Origin of the sequence: Ochrobactrum sp. SSR, assembly GCF_030067775.1 — a bacterium.
Taxonomy (GTDB): Bacteria; Pseudomonadota; Alphaproteobacteria; order Rhizobiales; family Rhizobiaceae; genus Brucella; species Brucella teleogrylli.
Map to the genome: position 1 here is coordinate 1,869,521 of NZ_CP125969.1, position 16,745 is coordinate 1,886,265.

The following is a 16,745-nucleotide window of genomic DNA, read 5'->3' on the forward strand; positions in this document are numbered from 1 at the left end:
CGTTTACCTTATTCGGCAGCAACACGGAAGCTGCGTGTCTCCGATGGAAAGCGGCAAATCACGGTTGTTCCCCTGCCCGAACCAGTCTCGATATCGACGTTGCCGCCATGCAGCTCAACGAAGCTTTTCACGATGGCAAGGCCGAGCCCGGCACCGCGCTTGCGCCCGCCATTCGGATAGGATTGGAAACGCTTGAAGACAGTATCCAGAACTTCCGGCGGCATGCCGTGGCCATCGTCATGGACAGAGAAGACCACTTCAGACCCTTCGCGCGCCACCTGCAAGGTGACGGTCGAACCTTCCGGCGCGTAATTGGTCGCGTTGGACAGAAGGTTGAAAAGCACCTGACGTACGCGATTGGCGTCTGCCTTGAAGACATCCACATCATCGGCAATATCGACATCGAGGCCGATATCATGGTCGCGCAAGCGCTCGCTCACGCGGGAAGCAGCTGCGGAAATCGCCTCCACCACCGAAACATCGCCGATTTCCAGTTCCATGATGCCGGCATCGACGGTCGCGAGATCGAGAATATCGTTCACAATGGTCAGCAGAACCGACGACGACGTGCTGATATGCTCCAGATATTCCACCTGACGCTCGTTGAGCGAGCCAAAGGACGGGGTCTGCAGCAGTTCGGTAAAGCCGATGATGTTGGTCAGCGGCGAACGCAGCTCGTAGGAGACGTGCTGCACGAAATCGTTCTTGATCTGGTCGGCCAGTTCCAGCGCTTCGTTCTTTTCCTTCAGGGCACGTTCAACGCGCACCGTATCGGTCACATCGATGAAGGTAAGCATGGTCTGCCCCTTGGGCAGCGGCACCACCGCGAAGGACAGGATCACACCGTCATCCAGCTCCACCTGCCCCATGCGACCATCACGCTGGTCGAGGAAGCCGGTCACGGAGGACACGAAATCGTCCCAGAGACCGTCTCCGCCACGCTCACGGCAAAGCTTTGAAATCGTTGATATATGCGTGCCCACCACGACCATGGCGGCAGGTAGTGACCACAGGTCCGCGAAGGACGGATTGGACAGGCGCATGCGGCCATCGGACCCGAACACCGCCACGGCCTCGGCCAGATGATCCAGCGTTTCGCCCTGAACCTTGATCAGTGTGTTGTAGCGGCCTTCGAGTTCGAACTTTTCCGTCATGTTCTCGAAGAACCAGGTCACGCCGCCTTGCGGATGCGGATTGGCGACCACGCGCATGGTGCGCGTATCGGGCAGATGCCACATATGTTCCTGCGGCTCGACGGCGCGATAGGCAGACAGTAAACCGTCCTTCCACTTGCGCCATTCCGGCTGTTCCGGCAGCTTGCCTTCGGACCGCAGCCGGTCGAAGAGCAAGGTGTTGCTCGGCTGGGTTTCGAGCCAGGCCGTGTCAAGCGACCAGAGTTTCGCAAATGCCTGATTGAAGAACTGGAGCTTCATTTCCGGATCGAAAATCGCCACTGCGGTCGAGAGCTGATCCAGCGTTTCAGCATGGCTTTTCAGCGTGCGGCTCAGTTCCTCACGCACCTGCTCGACTTCGCTCAGATCGAAGCCAAGACCAGCGGAACCGCCCTCGGCGCTCACATCGGTCACATCGAAAATCCGGCGGTCGCCGCGCACCACTGTCGGCAATTGCTCATGCAGAACCGGCTCGGCAATACGGTCGCGCTCCAGACGAATCCGCGCCTGCGCACCGAAAAGCTCGCGACCTTCCGCGATCGTCTGGCTGGTATCGGGCATATCGACAGCGCGCGCATAGGCCTGATTGACCCATTCGATGCGGCCATTGCCATCGCGAACCCAGACAGGTTGCTCGATGCGCTCCAGCAGGCGGCGCAGGAGTTCGATCCGGTCCGACAATTCGCGATTTTGCGCCTGAAGCGCTGCGCGCTCCGCCTGAACGCCCTGCAGGCTGAAAAAGCGGGCGACAGCCAGACCGCCGGAGGTACGGCCATAAACATCAAGCAGCGTGCCATTATTGGTTTCGACCGTCAGATCGAAGGTGCGCGCATGTTCGCGCAGCGACGCGACGGCGCGCTCCAGCGCCGTCACCGATTGCGGGCGCAGCCAGCGACCGAAAGCCAGAAATGCCGAGCGATCCTGCGGCGCGCCGCTTTCATCCGGCAATTGCCCGACCACATCGGCCCGCATCGTATGACCGTCCCAGACGACGATGCGCTGATCCTTGAGATTGAGAAGCGCTTCATTGCGCTGCGCCGTAAGGCTCAGATCAGAGAGTTTGGAACGCAGTTCCTTGTTTTCACTCGCAGCGCGGGCGCGCTCGCGAATGAGCCAGCCTGCGGAAAGCAGCGCCGCGCCCATGGCGCCGACAAACATGGAAAACTGAATGACTTCGAAGGCGCCGACGCTGCCGCCGCCAAAAGGCAGTTCGATGCGCGCGCCATCAGCGCCCTGCGCAAAAGCGGGCATGGCGGCAAGAACGGCGGAAACTGACACGGTCGCCTTCAAGACGACCTGCCGAAGCGGCTTTGCAACACAGGCGAGAGCAACCGTCAAGCTCTTGCCTCTTCCGATTGTGGAATTGCCCCGGGTTGTGCCCGATAAGCCGACTTCTGGCATGTTTCCCTTTTCTCCGCCACCCGACTGTGCTTCCGCAAACGGACGCACACCCGCATTTCAATTTCAACACATCAACCGACCGTCGGGCACCGCCATAGTGCCGATAGCCGAACGTGTTTCAGGGACGAAGCGACCAGCCGCTTCCCGCCGAAACCGGCAAAAAACGCACCACGCGAACACCCGCCAAAACACATTGTTTCTTCGCATTCCCGAACATCAAAACCGCAATACACTTTTGCCGGGAATGCTTTTGATTCGTCTTCACAATACCCTTCCGACGAATCCAGGTGAAGCGTGTCGCGCGCAAAAGAAAGACTGGACAGCCTGTCAACTGTCCAGTCTCAACATGTAGTAGAATGCTTAACCGATGGTTAATATCTGTAGTGCTCGGACTTGTACGGGCCCTGTGGAGTGACGCCGATATAGGCTGCCTGTTCCTCAGAAAGCACAGTCAGCTTCGCACCCAGCTTGTCGAGATGCAGGCGCGCGACCTTCTCGTCGAGATGCTTCGGCAGAACATAGACTTCGTTCTTGTAGGCTTCCGGACGCGTGTAAAGCTCGATCTGGGCCAGCACCTGGTTGGTGAAGGAGGCCGACATCACGAAGCTCGGATGGCCGGTCGCGTTGCCGAGATTGAGCAGGCGGCCTTCCGAAAGAAGGATCAGGCGCTTGCCATCCGGGAACTCGATCAGATCGACCTGCGGCTTCACATTGGTCCACTTCAGGTTGCGCAGAGCGGCAATCTGAATTTCGTTGTCGAAGTGGCCGATATTGCCGACGATGCACATGTCTTTCATCTTGCGCATGTCGTCCAGCGTGATGACGTCCTTGTTGCCGGTCGTGGTGATCACGATATCGGCGGTCGGAGCGGCATCGCTGAGCGTCACGACTTCAAAGCCATCCATGGCGGCCTGAAGGGCGCAGATCGGATCGACTTCCGTCACCTTGACGCGGGCACCGGCACCGGCCAGCGACTGGGCGGAGCCTTTGCCGACATCGCCGTAACCGCAGACGACGGCGACCTTGCCAGCCATCATCACGTCGGTGCCGCGACGAATGCCGTCGACCAGCGATTCCTTGCAGCCATACTTGTTGTCGAACTTCGACTTGGTGACGCTGTCATTGACGTTGATGGCTGGGAAGGGCAGGAGGCCCTTCTTCTGCAACTGGTACAGACGGTTGACGCCGGTGGTGGTTTCTTCCGTCACGCCCTTGATGGCATCGCGCTGCTTTGTGAAGAAGCCCGGCGTTGCAGCCATGCGCTTCTTGATCTGCGCGAAGAGAACTTCCTCTTCTTCCGAACCGGGGTTCGACAGAACGTCTTCACCCGCTTCAGCGCGCGCGCCGATGAGGATGTACATGGTGGCGTCGCCGCCATCGTCGAGGATCATGTTGGACGGCTGGCCATCCGGCCACTGGAAGATCTGGTCGGTGTAGGTCCAGTATTCTTCAAGGGTTTCGCCCTTGATGGCGAAAACCGGCGTGCCGGTGGCGGCAATCGCAGCGGCGGCATGGTCCTGCGTCGAGAAGATGTTGCACGATGCCCAGCGCACATCGGCGCCAAGGGCCTTGAGCGTCTCGATCAGAACGGCGGTCTGAATGGTCATGTGCAGCGAACCGGAAATGCGTGCGCCCTTCAGCGGTTGCGTCTTGCCGAATTCCGCGCGCGCAGCCATCAGGCCCGGCATTTCGGTTTCGGCAATGTCGAGTTCCTTGCGGCCCCAGTCGGCCAGGCTCAGATCCTTGACGACGAAATCTTGGCTTGCGGTCATCGCGTGCTCCAATCAAAAACAATTCCAACACGGCAATGAACCCGGTTCGGAATGGCGTTGTAGACATGGTTTGGGAGCGGAATATCGTCGATAAAAGCCGCTCCGGCTGCCGCTTTGACTAGCAGATCGCGGGTCGAAGCACAACTTCATATAAACAAATCTTTATACGTGCATATCGGCAGATCTTGAAACCGCTATACACGGAGTTCAATCGTGAGCCATAAATCCCCCACGCAAGGCAACGATTAAACCAATTAATATCCCGCTCTCAAATCCCTCAAGAAAATATAACAGCTATCCTCAGGAACCATTTGGTGATCCTATCAAATTATAATTTCGTATTATTTAATGTTATGGAGATAAAATAAAAAAAACTGTCTTTATGTTATTAATTCTTGCAATGGCATCGCACATCGATACTCTCCCTTCCCAAGCACAAGATAAAGGAATCTCTGCTTGGGCAAACAACGTTTACAATGACAGCGTCATCGATATTTATATTAGCAAGGCAAAAAATCCATATGGGAAAGCTAACTTAATAGAGGCGCACAGTAAAGAAAACACTGGTCTTAGTGAGCCTCCAGACGGAATTACTTACATAAGAAATAGCAACAAGGAAACATTATACAGCATTGTACAGCATGGTGAGGAACCATACACTCTATCATCAGTCATCTGGAAATCGGGAAAACCTTATAAAACATTAGAGTGCTACTCGATAATCAAAAATAAACATAACGAATATGGATATGACCTGAGATATAAAAACAGCGGTTACCTGCAATTTGAAAGAATCGATTTAGTCACCGCAACTCTCATTGCTCCCACGGACGAGCGCTGCACAGCTAACTTCCAACGTCTTTTGGTAACAAAATAGGAAGCGGGTCCTATCAGCACTCCTCGCCGAACTTGTCGGCAATCAGCGTCTGCAGGGCGTCGAGCACCGTCTCGGCCTGTTCGCCCGAAGCGCTGACCTCGATGCAGCAGCCGGGCGAGGCGGCCAGCATCATCAGCCCCATGATCGAGGTGCCGCCGACCGTCATGCCGTCCTTGGAAACGCGGACATGCGCGTCATAGCCGTCGACCAGCTGGACGAATTTGGCGGAGGCGCGGGCGTGCAGCCCGCGCTTGTTGACGATCTCAAGCGACCGGGAAATTGCAGTTTCGGGATCGTATTCGCCAGTAAGGGTGACGCTGGACCGCATATTTACTTTCCTGTCAGAACCTGACTTGCGACGTTGATATATTTACGCCCCGCGTCCTGCGCCTCGCGAAGCGCAGTCTTGATGTCGCCGCCGATCCGCACGCTTGAAAGCTTGATCAGCATCGGCAGATTGACGCCTGCGATGACTTCAATCTTGCCTTCCTGCATGACCGAGATGGCCAGATTGGAGGGAGTTCCACCGAACATGTCGGTCAGGATGATGACGCCGCTGCCATTTTCGGCGCGTTCGACAGCTTCGACGATATCGCGTCGACGCTGCTCCATGTCATCTTCCGCACCGATGCATACGGTTTCGAAATTATCTTGCGGGCCTACCACATGCTCAACGGCATGAAGAAACTCTTCGGCCAGCCTTCCGTGCGTAACAAGCACGAGTCCGATCATACTATAAAAGCTCCCGTCGCGCGCCCGCCGCATCACCCCGCCAGATGATCAGATGGCACCTGCTTTGTTCCAGTACGATCACTCCAAAAAACCTGTCTCGTTTTAAGGATCGTACTGTAGCCGGAACCATGCCGGCGAGTTGTGCATCTTGGCAGGGCAAATCCTTATAGCAAGTGAAAAATCTCCACCCCGCCTTGAAAAAAGCAAAATGCCGCAGCGGTGTGAAATCTTCACAGAATCGAAACCATCGCCGGTCAGCGATTCTCCGGCGACCACCGTTCGTAGAACAAAGTCGCCTCTATCGCCCGCGACAGCGCGTTGGAATCGCCATTCGACGACAGTGACGGTAGAAGCAGACGCGGCAGTTCGATCCCTTCAAAGCTCCAGATTCCGCCGCCTGGATAACGCTCCGCTTCTTCACGGGCCACAAGCAGGATCACCAGATCAAGCGTGGCGCTGGCGACGAAAGGCACCTTGAACAGGCCAGCGCCGCGAATCTCCACACCGCCCGCAAGGGCAACTGGCGCGCTGGCGATCAGGTGATTGTCTTCGGCGCGCAGCATCGTGCGATCATCGCTGACGAGGGCCGCCTGTTCGCTGCGGAGCGATGCGCGCTCCACCAGCGTCAGCGCCAGTTCGGTCTTGCCCGCGCCCGAGCGGCCCATGATCATCACGCCCTTTCCGCGCAATTGCACGGTGGTGGCGTGGAGGCCGCTCCTGGCTTCTTCCGGGGTCATGTGCTGGCCGGAAGATCGACGATGAAACGGGCGCCCCTGAATTGATCGGGCTTTGCAGGATCGACAATGTTTTCCGCCGTCAGCGTACCGCCATGGGCTTCGATGATCTGACGGCTGATCGACAGGCCGAGGCCAGAATTCTGGCCGAACGCCTCCGATGCCGGGCGATCCGTATAGAAACGCTCGAAAATCCGCTCGATATTCTCGATGGGGATGCCCGGTCCGTTATCCTCGACGAGAACGCGCAGGCGGCTGCCTTCGCCCTGCAACGTCACCACGATGCGCCCCGTATCGTCGGGCACGAAGGAGCGCGCATTTTCAATGAGATTGCTCACCACCTGCCCAAGCCGCAGGTCATGGCCCGCGACGTAGAAGGCCTTTTTACCCGCTGGCAGCTTGCCAGTATTGAAGACGATCTCGGTGCCAACCTTGTTGCGGCGCACTTCGCGCGCGGCAGTGACAAGATTGGTGAGCAGCGTCTTCATATCCACGCGGTCGATATGTTCGCGCGCCAGTTCCGCGTCGAGGCGCGAAGCGTCGGAAATATCGGTGATCAGGCGATCAAGACGGCGCACATCATGCTGAATGATGTCGAGCAGGCGCTTGCGCGATTCCTCCGACTTGGCGAGCGGCAAGGTCTCCACCGCGCTGCGTAGCGAGGTGAGGGGGTTCTTCAGCTCGTGGCTGACATCGGCGGCGAAGCTCTCAATGGCTTCGATGCGGGTGTAAAGCGCGTCGGTCATATCGCGGATGGAGGTGGACAGATGTCCCACCTCATCCTGTCGCTCCGAGAAATCTGGAATTTCAACGCGGTTCTTGACGCCATGACGCACGCGATCCGCCGCAGCCGACAATTTGCGCAGCGGGCTTGCTATGGTCGATGCGAGGAACAGCGACAGGATCACCATGACCAGCGACACGACACCGAACACGCGGAAGACGGCCATGCGCTCGCCCTCTACGATCTTGTCGATATCGTCGCCTTCGGTCGAAAGCAGCAAGACGCCGAGAATCGCGCGCGAACGCTGGACCGGCACGGCCACAGAGACCACCAGTTCGCCCTTTTCGGTGCGGCGCTGCGCCGTTTGTGGAGAACCAGAAAGCGCCTTGACGATCTCGGGGAAGGCGAGACCATTGCCGCCCGGCTGTTCCTGATAAACGGGCAAGCCGCCACCATAGAAGAAGCCGGTGAACCAGCGGCTGAAACGCTCCCACAGCCCCGGCGTTTCGCCCTCGATCGGTGGCAGAGGGTAGCTCAACACCGGGCTGGAGGACGGGAAACTCGGCGAATAGAGCGCGCGCGAATCCAGCAGCATATTGGCGTAGCGGTCATAGATACGCGCCCGCGTGCTGGTCGGCGAAATCAACCGGCGCAACAGGGGCGAAACCTTTTCAGGATTGATCGGGAATTCCCAATTATCGGGAGAATCGGGCGAGGGGGTCAGGCTTTGCCCGGCTTGCAGTTCTAGAAGCTTTTCCGGATCGACCATCAGCGAGTTGGTATCGACCGTTGCCGAGGCCGAAATCGCCGCAGCGATGATCTTGCCCTGGGTCAGAAGGCTTTCCACCTTCGCGTCGATCAGCCCCTCGCGGAACTGGTTCATATAGAGAATGCCGGAAACCAGAACGCCAAGCGCCGCAAGGTTGAGAAACAGAATGCGGCGCGTCAGGCTTGAGAAGAGATATTGACCGAGAAACTTGCGAAAGGGCGCAAACAGACGGCGCCAGAACACCGAGCGCTGCCGCCGTGCCCTGCGCTCGCGCAAGTTTGCTTGCAAACTCGTTTTCTGGCCTGCAAGGCCTTCGTTCTGGGTCTCTGCGACCATCTCGCTTTTGTTACTCGTTGGAGCGCATCCCGAAAAATGTGAAACGCATTTCGGATAAGATGTGCGTCAAATATTCCAAACCAATGCCGGGCTATCGCACCCGGCATTGGTAATCCTATGCATCAAGCCTCGCGGAAGCGATAGCCGACGCCATAGAGCGTTTCGATCATCTCGAAGTCGTCGTCAACCACCTTGAACTTCTTGCGAAGGCGCTTGATGTGGCTGTCGATGGTGCGATCGTCCACATAGACCTGCTCATCATAGGCCGCATCCATCAAGGCGTCACGGCTTTTCACAACGCCGGGACGCTGCGCGAGCGAGTGCAGGATGAGGAATTCGGTGACCGTCAGCGTAACGGGTTCACCCTTCCAGGTGCAGGTATGACGTTCCTGATCCATGACCAGCTGACCGCGTTCCAGCGATTTGGACGGCTGGCCCGCAGGCTTTGCCGTACCGTCGCGGGCAGCGACGCGGCGCAGAACTGCCTTGACGCGCTCCACCAGCAGACGCTGCGAGAACGGCTTGGTGATGAAATCGTCGGCGCCCATCTTGAGACCGAACAGCTCGTCGATCTCGTCGTCCTTCGAGGTCAGGAAGATAACCGGGAGATCGGATTTCTGGCGCAGGCGGCGCAGAAGCTCCATACCGTCCATACGCGGCATCTTGATATCGAAGATCGCAAGATTTGGCGGGCGCGCCATCAGACCATCAAGTGCGGAAGCGCCATCGGTGTAGGTTTCAACCCGATAGCCTTCCGACTCCAGCGCAATGGAAACGGAGGTCAGAATGTTACGGTCATCGTCGACCAGCGCAATTGTCTGCGTTGCCGAGGCTTCCTTCATGCGGACCTTTCTCCTTCATGTTTTGCCAGGGCATCACCCTTTGGGGCTCTGCCATCTGGCATTCCACCCGGAACAACCGGCTGGTGGGGCGGTTCGATCATCGAGCGCCTGATTTGCACGTCGATCTTATTATAGTGATGCAGCTTGTGCAGTACAAATTAGGTACAAAATGTGGCAGCCCTGAAAGAAGCCGTGAAAGGCGCCGTCTCGAATCATTCTTTGGTTAACGCTCGTAAAGATTGTATTCCACAAAAAATACACGCGAAAACGCAATAGTTAAACGATTTAAAAAAAAATTCAAAATTTTTAAATCGATTAAATATTTGAATTGCCACAATTAATCTGTTTCTGACTGCCATTCCTCCGAGAACGGAAAAACGGAGGGCAGATAAATTTGTCAAACCAAGATGGCGGAGACACCATGAGAGAGACCGGCATTCACAATACGGCCGCTTCCATTGCCACTTCGGGACTGAAGGAACTCTCCGCAGTCTTTTATAACCTCGGACCGGCTCGGCTCTATGAGGAAACCGTCCGCCGTGGCGAAGCCGAACTGACGGCACAGGGCGCGCTCGTTGCCCGCACCGGCCAGCACACGGGCCGTTCGCCGAAGGACAAATTCGTAGTCCGCGACGCCAATACCGAAGATCAGGTCTGGTGGGACAACAACAAGCCGATCACGCCGGAAGCCTTCGAGCTTCTCTACGCCGATTTCATCGAGCATGCGAAGGGCAAGGAGCTTTTCGTACAGGATCTCATCGGCGGTGCTGACGCCGACAACAAGATCAACGCCCGCGTTGTGACCGAATATGCCTGGCATTCGCTGTTTATCCGCAACCTGCTGATCCGTCCGGCCCAGGAAGAGCTTGCTTCCTATGTGCCGGAAATGACGATCATTGATCTGCCGTCCTTCAAGGCCGATCCGGAACGCTATGGCGTGCGCACCGAGACGGTGATCGCGGTCGATCTGACCCGCAAGATCGTGCTGATCGGCGGCACCTCCTATGCCGGTGAAATGAAGAAGTCGGTCTTCACCGCGCTCAACTATATTCTGCCTGCCAAGGGCGTGATGCCGATGCATTGCTCGGCCAATGAAGGCCCGGATGGCGACACCGCCGTCTTCTTCGGCCTGTCCGGCACCGGCAAGACCACGCTTTCCGCCGACCCGACGCGCACGCTGATCGGCGACGACGAGCATGGCTGGGGTGAACACGGCATCTTCAATTTCGAAGGCGGCTGCTATGCCAAGACCATCCGTCTTTCCGCCGAAGCAGAGCCGGAAATCTATGCCACGACGCAGCGTTTCGGCACTGTGCTGGAAAATGTCGTGCTCGACGCCAATCGCCAGCCGGATTTCGACGATGGTTCGCTGACCGAAAACACCCGTTGCGCCTATCCGCTCGACTTCATCCCGAATGCATCGAAGACGGGCAAGGGCGGCCAGCCGAAGAACATCATTATGCTCACCGCCGATGCTTTCGGCGTGATGCCTCCCATCGCCAAGCTCACGCCTGCACAGGCCATGTACCACTTCCTGTCCGGTTACACGGCAAAGGTCGCAGGCACTGAAAAGGGCGTCACCGAACCGGAAGCAACCTTCTCGACCTGCTTCGGCGCACCGTTCATGCCGCGTCATCCGTCGGAATACGGCAATCTGCTGCGCAAGCTGATCGCCGAACACAAGGTCGATTGCTGGCTCGTCAACACCGGCTGGACCGGCGGCGCCTATGGCACCGGCAAGCGCATGCCGATCAAGGCAACCCGCGCGCTTCTCGCTGCCGCCCTCGATGGCTCGCTGAACGACGCCGAATTCCGCATCGATCCGAATTTCGGCTTCGCCGTTCCGGTTGAAGTGCCGGGCGTGGATACGTCCATTCTCGATCCGCGCTCCACCTGGGCCGATAAGGCCGCCTATGACGCGCAGGCCAAAAAGCTGGTCGATATGTTCGTCACCAACTTCGAAAAGTTCGAACGTCACGTCGATCACGAGGTCAAGGACGCAGCACCGGCAATCCGTATCGCTGCGGAATAAGCTCAGAAATACTGAGGAGGAAGAAAGCCCGGCCCGCGTGCTGGGTTTTCTTTTGCCCTCAATCCAGCCCCGCACTTTGGCGCGCGTGATTTTTCTCGCATGCCCTTACCCCAAAACCGCTTCGCACTTTTGAGGAGCATGCGCGTGCCGGGTTTTCTTTTGTCCAACCGAAGCGAAGCGTGTATGCGTTCTCTCATGGAAGAGAACCGGAACATCATCCGCATCACCAATCGCCTGACGATCCGCGAGGACGATCTGGAGGAAAGCTTCATTCGCGCCTCCGGTCCCGGTGGGCAGAACGTCAACAAGGTTTCGACGGCGGTGCAGCTGCGCTTTCATGCGGCGCGATCGGGATTGCCGGAAGATATTCTCACGCGCCTCTTCAAGCTGGCCGGTCAGAAAGGCACCAAGGACGGTGACATTCTTATCGAGGCCAATCGCTTCCGCACGCAGGAGCGCAATCGCGAAGATGCCCGCGAGCGGCTGATCGCCCTGATTGCCAAGGCCGCCGAGCCGCCACCTCCGCCGCGCAAGAAGACCAGGCCGACCAAAGGCTCCGTCGAGCGACGCCTGAAGGCGAAATCAGGCCGCGCGGATATCAAAAAAGGGCGCGGCAAGGTTTCCTTCGACTGAAACACCGTCTAAAAAGGGCGGGCTCCCGATTTTTCTTAGCATTTTTCTTACTTCGACCTCTTCGAAAGGGCGCGAAGCCTTTGCATCGTTTCAAATCCGTACGTCACCCTGACCCGCATATTCGTGATCGGATTATCCACTTACCTAGGTGTCAAACCGACGCAAATATGCAATTTGATCTATGATATTCTCATGCTTGCTATCGTATACATCCATAATTTGCAGATACTTATCCCCGGCTCCCGTTGGTTCGTATTGCATCTGATCATGATTTCCATCATTATAATCAAATGGGCTGACTTTACTGAATTTTACTGCATCGGAAGAATTCCAGTAATCCTGGAATATGTATATGTAATTATCTTGATTCTTTCCACATTTTAGTGTTATTTTTTTATAATTTTCGGATTTTTTACCAATCCACGGTATCCCAATTGAACATTTATGAATAAGCTCCGCATGACATGTCATATTTTTATCTTTATCTTCGCCATCCTCAAGGTATACGTCATATGAAGACAAATTATCTACTTGAACAATTGTTGTTACGCGAGCCATGATGCCATCCTTAAATTAATACATAATAATTCACTTATAAATATTCAATTCTAATTGAATATAATCAAGATACTTGCATTCATAAATAAATAAAACTGTCAATTTTTCTGGTATATCCGTTTTACATATTCTAACCATATTCTCTAAAAAAAGCATTCCGACGCAATGCGGATTTGGAAAACCCACATGAGGATTAAATTGGTCACAGCATGATTTTGGCTTTTCAGCGCGAGTCTTCGAGACAAGCGTGCAATTCGGGCATGGCGCAAGTCATCATCGACAAGTCGGCGACGAAATCGTCGAACTCGTCCGCACCAATCTCCGATGTGGCCGGGTTTCCCCGGCCTCTTTTCATATCTTTACTGAGTGCGACCTCTACGATCAGATGATCGCTGCCCTTGCGCAGGATCAGATCGGCGGGTGGGTTGGTAGGATATTCTCGTTGAGATTGTGCAGATTGATATTCCGCCGCTGCCCTTCGGCAATGGAGCGCGGCACATCTTCCGAAAGCTGCAAATAGCGATGGACGAAGGACTGCGGATCGCGGAAAGCTGTTTCGCGCGCCGCATCATGTTCGAGAAATTCGCCGCCGGAACCGGTGGCAACCAGCGCGATATCGTGGCGGCGGCAAAGCTCCCCATCGCCGTGGTCAATGGGCGCGACGAGCCTTTCGTCGAACTCGACTTCGTGTCGAACGTCCGCTTCGGCAATCTCTGGGAGGGGAAAACCCACGTTATCGACAATGCCGGTCACGCACCTTTTCGTGAAATGCCAGCGGTTTTCGACGCCTATCTGGCACGTTTCATTACCGATTGCACGGCATAGAGCCGTTTTCACCGCGCTTGATGCATTCTTTTCGGCGGCGTTGCGCGGCGCCGCCGAAATTAGCTGCTACCATCTCCTCATTGACGCCCTAGTTTGAAGGCGGGAGTTTCAACGAGGTGATATTATGAGCATGACTGTTGCAGACCTTTTGGCCGAAACCCTCGCACAAGCCGGAGTCCGGCGCATATGGGGTGTGACCGGCGATAGTCTGAACGGGCTGAACGACAGCCTGCGCCGCCTTGGCAAGATTGACTGGATGCATGTCCGTCACGAAGAAACTGCCGCTTTCGCCGCAGGCGCGGAAGCAGCCGTAACCGGCGAGCTCGCCGTCTGTGCTGGCAGTTGCGGCCCCGGCAATCTTCACCTCATCAACGGCCTTTTCGACTGCCAGCGCAATCGCACACCCGTTCTGGCGATTGCCGCCCATATTCCATCGTCGGAAATCGGCCTCGACTATTTTCAGGAGACACATCCGCAGGAACTGTTTCGCGAATGCAGCCATTTCGTCGAACTGGTGACCAATCCCGCCCAGATGCCGGAAGTCCTGCACCGCGCCATGCGCGCCGCAGTGGGGCAACAGGGTGTGGCCGTCATCGTCCTGCCGGGGGACATCGCGCTGAAACAGATCGACGAACCGTCCGCAAAAGCCTGGGTCCATGTGGCGCGACCACGGATCATTCCGTCCGATAAAGATATCGGGCAGCTTGCCGATCTTTTGAACGGCTCGGAAAAAATCACGATCCTCGCGGGGAGCGGCTGCGCCGGAGCACATGATTCCGTGGTGGCGCTTGCTGACCGTCTGGCTGCGCCTGTCGTTCACGCACTGCGCGGCAAGGAACATGTCGAATGGGACAATCCGAACGATGTCGGCATGACCGGCCTGATCGGATTTTCATCCGGCTACCACGCCATGCTGAACTGCGACACACTTCTGATGCTGGGCACGAGTTTTCCGTATCGGAATTTCTATCCTGAAAAAGCGAAAATCGTTCAGATCGACCATGATCCATCGCAGCTCGGCCGTCGCGCGCCAATCACGCTTGGCATCGTCAGTGACGTGAAGGAAGCCGCCAATGCGCTGTTACCCAAACTGAAATCGAACCGCAGCGCGACATTCCTGAATTCCGCCAAGGCGCATTATGTGAAAGCGCGCAAGGATCTCGACGATCTTGCCCAGCCCTCAAAGGCGGGCCAGCCGATCCATCCGCAATATCTCACGCGTCTGATCAACGAGATTGCGAAAGACGACGCCATTTTTACCGCCGATGTCGGGACGCCGACCGTCTGGGCGGCGCGCTATCTCACGATGAATGGCAAGCGCCGTCTGCTTGGCTCGTTCAATCATGGCTCCATGGCCAATGCCATGCTGCAATCGCTTGGCGCGCAGGCCGCAGCACCGGACAGGCAGGTCATCTCCCTGTCCGGCGACGGTGGCTTCACCATGATGATGGGCGATTTTCTATCCCTCACGCAGCTGAAACTGCCAGTGAAGATCGTCGTCTATAATAATGGCTCGCTCGGCTTTGTCGCCATGGAAATGAAAGCGGGCGGCTATCTCAGCACCGGCACCGATCTGGACAATCCAAACTTTGCCGCCATGGCGGAAGCCATCGGCATCAAGGGTATCCGGGTGGAAGAATCCGCCGACCTGCCGGGCGCGTTGCAACAGGCGTTCGATCACAAGGGCCCGGTTCTGGTCGATGTCGTCACGGCCAAGCAGGAGTTGGTCATGCCGCCGAAGATCAAGGCCGAGCAAGCGAAGGGTTTCAGCCTCTATATGCTGAAAGCCATTATCAACGGGCGCGGCGATGAAATCGCCGAACTCGCCCGCACCAATCTGGGACGCTGATCAAAATGCCAAGGCCGGGTTCCCCGGCCTCTTTTCATATCTTCCTGAGCGCGACCTCTTCGATCAGATGGTCGCTGCCCTTGCGCAGGATCAGATCGGCGCGCGGGCGGGTCGGCAGGATATTCTCATTGAGATTGCGCAGATTGATATTCTGCCACAGCCCTTCGCCGATGGAGCGGGCCGCATCTTCCGAAAGCTGCGAATAGCGATGGAAGAAGGACTGCGGATCGCGGAAAGCCGTTTCGCGCAGGCGCATGAAACGGTCGATATACCACTTGTGGATCAGTTCCGGATCGGCATCTATATAGATTGAGAAGTCGAAGAAATCCGACACGAAGGGCACCATCTTGCCGTCTTCCGGCAGATCGCGCACCTGAAGGACATTGATGCCCTCGAAAATAAGAATGTCCGGCTTGTCGACCACTTGGTAATCGTTCGGCAGCACGTCATAGCTCAGATGCGAATAAAGCGGCGCGCGCACACGGCTCATGCCCGCCTTGATCGCCGACAAAAAGCGCAGAACCGCGCCGATGTCATAGCTTTCCGGAAAGCCCTTGCGCTCCATCATGTTCTGCTCGCGCAGAACCGCGTTGGGATAGAGGAAACCGTCCGTCGTCACCAGATCGACCTTCGGGCTGGAAGGCCAGCGGGCGAGCAGTTCCTTCAGGATACGCGCCGTGGTGGACTTGCCAACCGCGACCGAACCGGCAACGCCGATGATGAAGGGCGTCTTGAAGGATTCCTCCATATTGAGGAATTGCTGGCGCTGGCGAAACAGCAACTGGCTTGCCTCGACATGGGCATAAAGCAGTCGCGACAGCGACAGATAGATGCGGCGGACCTCATCGAGATCAATGGGGTCGCCGAGCGAACGCAACCGCTTGACTTCTTCATAGGTCAGGGTGAGGGGGGTATCCGCGCGAAAACCGGCCCATTCCTCTGCCGAGAAAAAGCGGTAGGGCGAATATCTGGAAGGGGTGAGCTGATCCACTTTTTCCCACATGAACTGTCGTCTCTCTAGAGCATTTCCAGCAAAAGTGCGAAGCGGTTTTGCGCAGGATAATGCGTAAAAACAAATAGATAGATCGGCTCCACGATTCCGTTTTAACCGGAACTGCTCTGGCCTTCTATTCAGCGCGATCCTTTGCAGGATCACGCCTTCGGGCGAGCAGCCTTTTCCTCAAGGCCGGTCTGGCCCGTGCGGCGGTCGAGTTCCTGCAGAACATCTTCCAGCGGAACACCAGCGATTTTCCAGACCACCATCAGGTGATAAAGCAGATCGGCGCTTTCGGAAACCACGCCCGCGCGGTCGCCGGAAACAGCGGCAATCACCGTTTCCACGGCTTCTTCGCCGAGCTTTTGCGATGCCTTGGTCTGACCTTTGGCGACAAGGCTTGCCGTATAGGACGATCCATCGGTCACGCTGGCGCGTTCCGCCACGATGCGTTCAAGGTCTGCGAGCGTAAACTGGTTCATCGGGGTTCCTCCC

Annotated in this window: 14 protein-coding genes and 2 pseudogenes; 5 read left to right on the plus strand and 11 right to left on the minus strand. The window is 56.6% G+C overall.

Annotated elements, in window-relative coordinates; translation table 11 throughout:
- Nucleotides 1–8: 8 nt before the first annotated feature.
- Both QLQ11_RS08800 and ahcY read right to left on the minus strand, forming a co-directional pair.
- Nucleotides 9–2,573, minus strand: coding sequence for a PAS-domain containing protein (locus QLQ11_RS08800; RefSeq protein ID WP_371835861.1), 2,565 nt, complete (start codon nucleotides 2,571–2,573; stop codon nucleotides 9–11).
- A gap of 371 nt (nucleotides 2,574–2,944) precedes the next feature.
- Nucleotides 2,945–4,345, minus strand: a complete 1,401-nt coding sequence (gene ahcY, locus QLQ11_RS08805) for an adenosylhomocysteinase (RefSeq protein ID WP_109370048.1) — start codon at nucleotides 4,343–4,345, stop codon at nucleotides 2,945–2,947.
- 400 nt (nucleotides 4,346–4,745) lie between these two features.
- On the opposite strand from ahcY, the gene QLQ11_RS08810 reads away from it, so the two are divergent.
- Nucleotides 4,746–5,222 (plus strand): hypothetical protein, encoded by a 477-nt coding sequence (locus tag QLQ11_RS08810; protein ID WP_283735977.1) that lies wholly within the window; start codon nucleotides 4,746–4,748, stop codon nucleotides 5,220–5,222.
- A 13-nt stretch (nucleotides 5,223–5,235) separates the two neighbouring features.
- Here QLQ11_RS08810 and QLQ11_RS08815 read toward each other — a convergent pair whose 3' ends face one another.
- The 5 genes from QLQ11_RS08815 to QLQ11_RS08835 all read right to left on the minus strand — a co-directional run bounded on the left by QLQ11_RS08815 (nucleotide 5,236) and on the right by QLQ11_RS08835 (nucleotide 9,359).
- The gene (locus QLQ11_RS08815; RefSeq protein ID WP_109370046.1) at nucleotides 5,236–5,550 is read right to left on the minus strand and encodes an HPr family phosphocarrier protein; all 315 of its coding nucleotides are present in this window, start codon (nucleotides 5,548–5,550) and stop codon (nucleotides 5,236–5,238) included.
- A 2-nt stretch (nucleotides 5,551–5,552) separates the two neighbouring features.
- Entirely contained in the window at nucleotides 5,553–5,954 is a 402-nt protein-coding gene (locus tag QLQ11_RS08820; protein ID WP_109370045.1) for a PTS sugar transporter subunit IIA, read from the minus strand.
- A 254-nt stretch (nucleotides 5,955–6,208) separates the two neighbouring features.
- A complete protein-coding gene (locus tag QLQ11_RS08825) occupies nucleotides 6,209–6,691 on the minus strand; it encodes an HPr kinase/phosphorylase (RefSeq protein ID WP_109370044.1) in 483 nt (160 codons plus the stop codon).
- Entirely contained in the window at nucleotides 6,688–8,517 is a 1,830-nt protein-coding gene (locus QLQ11_RS08830; RefSeq protein WP_109370043.1) for a stimulus-sensing domain-containing protein, read from the minus strand. The genes QLQ11_RS08825 and QLQ11_RS08830 overlap by 4 nt, the downstream gene beginning before the upstream one ends.
- Before the next feature lie 122 nt (nucleotides 8,518–8,639).
- The gene (locus QLQ11_RS08835) at nucleotides 8,640–9,359 is read right to left on the minus strand and encodes a response regulator transcription factor (protein ID WP_078337648.1); all 720 of its coding nucleotides are present in this window, start codon (nucleotides 9,357–9,359) and stop codon (nucleotides 8,640–8,642) included.
- A 421-nt stretch (nucleotides 9,360–9,780) separates the two neighbouring features.
- Between QLQ11_RS08835 and QLQ11_RS08840 the strand changes: the two genes are divergently transcribed.
- The gene (locus QLQ11_RS08840; protein ID WP_109370042.1) at nucleotides 9,781–11,391 is read left to right on the plus strand and encodes a phosphoenolpyruvate carboxykinase; all 1,611 of its coding nucleotides are present in this window, start codon (nucleotides 9,781–9,783) and stop codon (nucleotides 11,389–11,391) included.
- A 183-nt stretch (nucleotides 11,392–11,574) separates the two neighbouring features.
- Nucleotides 11,575–12,024 carry an alternative ribosome rescue aminoacyl-tRNA hydrolase ArfB gene (gene arfB / locus QLQ11_RS08845; RefSeq protein ID WP_171317018.1) on the plus strand — a complete coding sequence of 150 codons (450 nt, stop codon included), beginning with the start codon at nucleotides 11,575–11,577 and terminating at the stop codon, nucleotides 12,022–12,024.
- 144 nt (nucleotides 12,025–12,168) lie between these two features.
- Here the strand turns inward: arfB and QLQ11_RS08850 are convergent, their stop codons facing one another.
- Nucleotides 12,169–12,582 carry a hypothetical protein gene (locus QLQ11_RS08850; RefSeq protein ID WP_109370041.1) on the minus strand — a complete coding sequence of 138 codons (414 nt, stop codon included), beginning with the start codon at nucleotides 12,580–12,582 and terminating at the stop codon, nucleotides 12,169–12,171.
- 358 nt (nucleotides 12,583–12,940) lie between these two features.
- Nucleotides 12,941–13,143 (minus strand): annotated as a pseudogene (locus QLQ11_RS08855) (type I pantothenate kinase); the annotation flags it as partial.
- Between QLQ11_RS08855 and QLQ11_RS08860 the strand changes: the two are divergent.
- Both QLQ11_RS08860 and poxB read left to right on the plus strand, forming a co-directional pair.
- Nucleotides 13,141–13,407 (plus strand): annotated as a pseudogene (locus QLQ11_RS08860) (alpha/beta fold hydrolase); the annotation flags it as partial. The pseudogenes QLQ11_RS08855 and QLQ11_RS08860 overlap by 3 nt on opposite strands.
- Nucleotides 13,408–13,531: 124 nt before the next feature.
- Nucleotides 13,532–15,256: a ubiquinone-dependent pyruvate dehydrogenase gene (gene poxB / locus QLQ11_RS08865; RefSeq protein WP_109370039.1), complete on the plus strand. Its 1,725-nt coding sequence runs from the start codon at nucleotides 13,532–13,534 to the stop codon at nucleotides 15,254–15,256.
- A gap of 34 nt (nucleotides 15,257–15,290) precedes the next feature.
- Here the strand turns inward: poxB and coaA are convergent, their stop codons facing one another.
- Entirely contained in the window at nucleotides 15,291–16,259 is a 969-nt protein-coding gene (gene coaA, locus QLQ11_RS08870) for a type I pantothenate kinase (RefSeq protein WP_109370038.1), read from the minus strand.
- A gap of 149 nt (nucleotides 16,260–16,408) precedes the next feature.
- Nucleotides 16,409–16,732, minus strand: coding sequence for a phosphoribosyl-ATP diphosphatase (locus QLQ11_RS08875; protein ID WP_109370037.1), 324 nt, complete (start codon nucleotides 16,730–16,732; stop codon nucleotides 16,409–16,411).
- Nucleotides 16,733–16,745: the final 13 nt, after the last annotated feature.